The following is a 6,169-nucleotide window of genomic DNA, read 5'->3' on the forward strand; positions in this document are numbered from 1 at the left end:
CGATAGGGCCGGTACAGACAAAAAAGCCCCGCGATTGCGGGGCTTCTTGCATCAGGGCATTCAGATCGCCCCTTCACTCCACTGCCCATTCACCAGACGCCGCAAGCCCAGCGGGTTGCCATCGCGCAGGGCCTCAGGCAGCAGCGCCTGCGGGTAGTTCTGGTAGCACACCGGGCGCAGGAAGCGGTCGATGGCCAAGGTGCCGACCGACGTCCCACGGGCATCGGAAGTGGCCGGGTAAGGGCCGCCGTGCACCATCGCATCGCATACCTCGACACCAGTCGGGTAACCGTTGACCAGGATCCGGCCGACTTTCTCTTCCAGCAGCGGCACCAGCCAGGCAAAGGCTTCGAAGTCTTCCGGCTCGCCGATCAGCGTCGCGGTCAGCTGGCCGCGCAGGCCGAGCAGGGCGGCGCGCAGTTGCGCATTGTCCTGCACCTCGACCGCCACGGTGGTCGGGCCGAACACTTCTTCCTGCAGCAACGGGTCGGCTTCCACCAGCAGGCGGGCATCGGCCTTGAACAGCTGGGCACGCGCCTGGCTGCCTTGCTGGGGCTGGCCGGCCAGATGGGTAATGCCGGCGTGTGCCTGCAGGTGCTCCAGGCCGCCGACGTAGCTGCGCAGGCCACCGGCGTTGAGCAGGGTCTGCCCGGCCTGGGCATCCAGGTGCTGGCCGAGGTCGGCAAGCAACTGGCTGTACTGCGGCGATTGCAGGCCGATCACAAGGCCCGGGTTGGTGCAGAACTGGCCAGCACCCAGGCAGACCGAGCCGGCCAGCTCGCGGGCAATGGCGTCGCCGCGCTTGGCCAGGGCGCCGGGCAGGATGATCACCGGGTTGATGCTGGACATTTCGGCGAACACCGGAATCGGCTGCGGGCGCTCGGCGGCCATGCGGCACAGGGCATCACCGCCCTTGAGCGAACCGGTAAAGCCGACTGCCTGGATCGCCGGGTGCTTGACCAGCCACTCGCCGACGCCACCCCCGAAGACCATGTTGAACACGCCCTTGGGCATGCCGGTACGTTCGGCGGCGCGCTGGATCGCGCAGCCGACCAGGTCGGCGGTGGCCATGTGGCCGCTGTGCGCCTTGAACACCACCGGGCAGCCGGCGGCCAGGGCAGCCGCGGTGTCACCGCCGGCGGTGGAGAAGGCCAGCGGGAAGTTGCTGGCGCCGAACACTGCCACCGGGCCAACGCCAATGCGCATCTGGCGCAGGTCTGCACGCGGCAGCGGCTGGCGCTCGGGCAGGGCCAGGTCGATGCGGGCACCCAGGTAGTCGCCACGGCGCAGTACCTGGGCGAACAGGCGCATCTGGCCGCTGGTGCGGCCACGTTCGCCCTGGATGCGCGCGGCAGGCAGGGCGGTTTCACGGCAGACGATGGCGACAAAGGCGTCGTCCAGTTCATCCAGCTCGGCGGCAATGGCATCGAGGAATTCGGCGCGGCGCGCAGGCGCCAGCTGGCGGAACTCGGCGAAGGCGGCGGCTGCTGCCTGGGCGGCCTGGTCGACTTCGGCCTCGGTGGCCTGGGCGAAGCTGTAGGGCAGGGCCTCGCCCGTGGTGGCGTCCAGGCTCTGCAGGCGCTGAAGGCCGGCGGCGCTGCGCTGGCCGGCGATGAAGTTGTGGCCAAGAATCTCAGGCATGGGGTGCTCCTTTGGAGAAATGAAAGGCTAAAGGTCGGCACTGTACGTGTGGGAGCGGGCTTGCCCCGCGAACACCGGCGAAGCCGGTGCCGTGTACCGCGTTGTCTGCTTCGCGGGGCAAGCCCGCTCCCACAGTGGCCGCGACCGGGCGCATCAAGTAATAGGCGCCGGGTTGAACAAGGTGATGTCGTTATGCAGGCGGTGCTGCTCGGCCCAGGTCTGCTTGCGGCCGCTGGCCACATCCAGGTAGTAGTGGAACAGCTCCCAGCCCAGTTCCTCGATGCTCGCGCGGCCACTGGCGATGCGCCCGGCGTCGATGTCGATCAGGTCGGGCCAGCGCTGGGCCAGTTCGGTGCGGGTGCAGACCTTGACCACCGGGGCCATGGCCAGTCCATAAGGCGTGCCGCGGCCGGTGGTGAACACATGCAGGTTCATGCCGGCTGCCAACTGCAAAGTGCCGCAGACGAAGTCGCTGGCCGGGGTGGCGCAGAAGATCAGGCCCTTGCGGTTGACCCGCTCGCCCGGGCCGAGCACGCCCTGGATGGCGCCGCTGCCCGACTTGACGATCGAGCCGAGGGATTTCTCGACGATGTTCGACAGGCCGCCTTTCTTGTTGCCTGGCGTGGTATTGGCGCTGCGGTCGGCTGCGCCTTGCTGCAGGTAGCGGTCGTACCAGTCCATCTCGCGCACCAGGGCGTCGGCCACTGCCTGGTTTTCGGCACGGGAGGTGAGCATGTAGATGGCATCGCGCACCTCGGTCACTTCCGAGAACAATACGGTGGCGCCGGCACGCACCAGCAGGTCGGCGGCATAGCCCAGCGCCGGGTTGGCGGTGATGCCGGAGAACGCGTCGCTGCCGCCGCACTGCATGCCCAGGATCAGTTCGCTGGCCGGCACGCTCTCGCGGCGGCGCTGGTCCAGCTTTTTCAGGCGGGTTTCGGCCAGGCCCATGATCTGCTCGATCATCTCGCCGAAGCCGAGGCTGGCATCCTGCAGGCGGTACAGCCAGGGTTCGCTGAGGTCCACCGAGGGATCGTTGTCGTGCATCACCTGGCCGGCCTGCAGCTTCTCGCAGCCCAGGCTGATCACCAGCGCCTCGCCGCCCAGGTTGGGGTTGCGCGCCAGGTTGCGCACGGTGCGGATCGGGATGTAGGCGTCGCGGGCGTTGATCGCCACCCCGCAGCCGTAGCTGTGGGTGAGGGCGACCACGTCGTCGACGTTGGGATACTTGGGCAGCAACTCGGCGCGGATGCGCTTGACCGCATGCTCCAGCACACCGGTCACGCACTGCACGGTGGTGGTGATGCCGAGGATGTTGCGGGTACCGACGGTGCCGTCGGCGTTACGGTAGCCTTCGAAGGTGAAGCCCTCCAGCGGTGGCAAGGGGGCGGGCACCGCGTCGCACCGGGGCAGGCTGTCCAGCTCCGGGGCGGCAGGCATGGCCAGCTGGCTTTCCTGTACCCAGCTGCCCTGGCGCAGGTCTTCCAGGGCGTAGCCGATGATCTGGCCGTAGCGGCGCACCGGCTCGCCCTTGGCGATAGGCACGGTAGCGACCTTGTGGCTCTGCGGCACGCCCTCGACCAGGGTCAGGCCGTCGGCGAAGCGGGCGCCTTCGCCCAGGCCGCCGTCGTTGACCACCACCACGACGTTATCGTCGTCGTGCAGGCGGACGTAGCGCGGCGAGTCGGAATGTTCGATCAACTGCATGATGGGGCCCTGTCTGTCATGTGTGCTCAGGCTTTGTACTGCTGCCCGCGCCCGGGGTCGCCGGGGCGGGCGTGTTCACTCAGTGACGCGCGTCGGCCAGCTCGCCGCTGGCGGCAGGCCGGGTTTCAGGCTTTGCGTCGTCACGCAACTCGATACGCTTGATCGGGCCGACGATCACCAGGTAGCTGAACACCGCCACCAGGGCATTGGCACCCACGTAGACCAGGGCCCACTTGAACGAACCGGTGGCGCTGATGATGTAGCCGATGACGATCGGCGTGGTGATCGAGGCGATGTTGCCGAAGGTGTTGAACAGGCCACCGGACAGCCCGGCGATCTGCTTGGGCGAGGTGTCGGCGACCACCGCCCAGCCCAGTGCACCGATGCCCTTGCCGAAGAAGGCCAGGGTCATGAAGCCGACCACCATCCACTCGGCGTCGACGTAGTTGCAGAACACCATGGTGGTCGACAGCAGCAGGCCGCAGACGATCGGCAACTTGCGCGAGAAGGTCAGCGAATTGCCACGGCGCAGCAGCCAGTCCGAGATCACCCCGCCGAGCACGCCGCCGATGAAGCCGCACACGGCAGGCAGCGAGGCGATGAAGCCGGCCTTGAGGATGGTCATGCCGCGCTCCTGCACCAGGTACACCGGGAACCAGGTCAGGAAGAAGTAGGTGATGGCGTTGATGCAGTACTGGCCCAGGTACACACCCAGGAGCATGCGGCTGGTCAGCAGCTGCTTGATGTAGCCCCATTTCGGGCCATCGTTGCCGCGTTTCTGGTCCATGTCCACCAGGCCGCCGTTCTGCTCGATGTGTTCGAGCTCGGCGGGGCTGATGCGCGGGTGCTGGCGCGGGTTGTGGATGGTCTTGAGCCAGACCGCGGAGAACACGATGCCCAGTGCGCCCATGACCACGAACACATGCTCCCAACCGAAGCTGAACACGATCCAGCCCATGATCGGGGCGAACAGCGCGGTGGCGAAGTATTGCGCCGAGTTGAAGATCGCCGATGCCGTGCCCCGCTCCTGGGTGGGGAACCAGGCCGCGACGATACGGGCATTGCCCGGGAACGACGGGGCTTCGGCGAAACCGACCAGAAAGCGCAGGGTGAACAGGGTGACCACCGCCCAGGCGACCGGCAGGCCGCCGACAAAACCTTGCAGCAGGGTGAACAGCGACCAGGTGAAGATGCTGAAGGCGTAGACGTTCTTCGAACCGAAGCGGTCCAGCAGCCAGCCGCCCGGAATCTGGCCGGCCACGTAGGCCCAGCCGAAGGCGGAGAAGATATAACCGAGGGTGACGGCGTCGATGCCAAGGTCTTTCTGCAGGCTGGAGCCTGCGATGGCGATGGTGGCTCGGTCGGCATAGTTGATCGTGGTCACCAGAAACAGCATGAACAGGATCAGGTAGCGCACATGCGTTTTTTTCGTCGCTTGCATGCTGGCAATACTCCCACTAATTATTTTTGTGCGGGCTCACGAGTTGTAGCCGGAGTGGGGCAGCCCACTCCGGGTGCGGCTATGGCAGGCCGCGGGGTGCGCTTATTGCGGACCCATCTTGTCCATCAGTGCCGCGAGCATTTCGTACTCTTCGGCGGTCAGGTCGGTCAGCGGCGTGCGCACCGGGCCTGCGTCGTAACCGGCGATCCGGGCGCCGGCCTTGACGATGCTCACGGCGTAGCCGGCCTTGCGGTTGCGGATGTCCAGGTACGGCAGGAAGAAATCGTCGATCAGCTTGGCCACGGTGGCGTGATCGTCACGGGCGATCGCGTGGTAGAAGTCCATCGCGGTCTTGGGTACGAAGTTGAATACCGCCGAGGAGTACACCGGCACGCCCAGTGCCTTGTAGGCCGCAGCATACACCTCGGCGGTCGGCAGGCCACCCAGGTAGCTGAAGCGCTCACCCAGGCGGCGACGAATCGACACCATCAGCTCGATGTCGCCCAGGCCGTCCTTGTAGCCGATCAGGTTCGGGCAGCGTTCGGCGAGCTTTTCCAGCAGGTCGGCGTTCAGGCGGCAGACGTTGCGGTTGTACACCACCACACCGATGTTCACCGATTTGCACACGGCTTCGACGTGGGCGGCAACGCCGTCCTGGCTGGCTTCGGTCAGGTAGTGCGGCAGCAGCAGCAGGCCCTTGGCGCCCAGGCGCTCGGCTTCTTGCGCGTATTCGATGGCCTGGCGGGTGGAACCACCGACGCCGGCGAGGATCGGCACCGACTTGGCGCAGGTGTCGACCGCGGTCTTGATCACCTGGCTGTATTCGCTGGCGGCCAGGGAGAAGAACTCACCAGTGCCACCGGCGGCGAACAGGGCGCTGGCGCCGTAAGGGGCCAGCCACTCCAGGCGCTTGATGTAGCCAGCCTGGTTGAAGTCGCCCTGGGCGTTGAAGTCGGTGACCGGGAAAGACAGCAGGCCGTGGGAGAGGATGGATTTCAGTTCTTGTGGATTCATTGTTGTAAGCATCCTGTGGCGCTTGGGGTGTAGGGGTGTCGTGCTGCGATGGAGGTAAGTTATCGTACAACTGGTACGATGACTAGTCCCCTTTGGCAAAAATTTGCGGTTACCCAGGGGTGCCTGTCTCGGGGTTTGCGGTGGGGTGTAGATCGAGCGCCGCCCGCGCGGCGCATCGCGAGCAAGCTCGCTCCTACATTTGTTGCAACGTGCCTCTGCCTGATAGGCCATGGTTGCCTGCCTTGATGGTACGACGCGAGATTGCGGCGGGCGCCAAGGGCGGACAACCATGGCCTGACAGACCGTGGCACGTTGCAACAAATGTAGGAGCGAGCTTGCTCGCGATGCGCCGCGCGGGCGGCGCTC

At 66.2% G+C, this 6,169-nt stretch carries 4 protein-coding genes; all 4 read right to left on the reverse strand.

Annotated features, from left to right (window positions below):
* Nucleotides 1-60: 60 nt before the first annotated feature.
* The gene (locus PMI38_RS20995; protein ID WP_008098418.1) at nucleotides 61-1,641 is read right to left on the reverse strand and encodes an aldehyde dehydrogenase (NADP(+)); all 1,581 of its coding nucleotides are present in this window, start codon (nucleotides 1,639-1,641) and stop codon (nucleotides 61-63) included.
* A 153-nt stretch (nucleotides 1,642-1,794) separates the two neighbouring features.
* The gene (garD, locus tag PMI38_RS21000) at nucleotides 1,795-3,348 is read right to left on the reverse strand and encodes a galactarate dehydratase (RefSeq protein WP_008098420.1); all 1,554 of its coding nucleotides are present in this window, start codon (nucleotides 3,346-3,348) and stop codon (nucleotides 1,795-1,797) included.
* Between the two features lie 79 nt (nucleotides 3,349-3,427).
* Complete coding sequence (locus tag PMI38_RS21005) at nucleotides 3,428-4,789, reverse strand: MFS transporter (RefSeq protein ID WP_008098422.1); 1,362 nt, start codon at nucleotides 4,787-4,789, stop codon at nucleotides 3,428-3,430.
* 102 nt (nucleotides 4,790-4,891) lie between these two features.
* Nucleotides 4,892-5,803 (reverse strand): 5-dehydro-4-deoxyglucarate dehydratase, encoded by a 912-nt coding sequence (gene kdgD, locus PMI38_RS21010; protein WP_008098424.1) that lies wholly within the window; start codon nucleotides 5,801-5,803, stop codon nucleotides 4,892-4,894.
* Between the last annotated feature and the right edge of the window lie 366 nt (nucleotides 5,804-6,169).

This window comes from Pseudomonas sp. GM84, assembly GCF_000282535.1.
In the GTDB taxonomy this organism is placed as follows: domain Bacteria; phylum Pseudomonadota; class Gammaproteobacteria; order Pseudomonadales; family Pseudomonadaceae; genus Aquipseudomonas.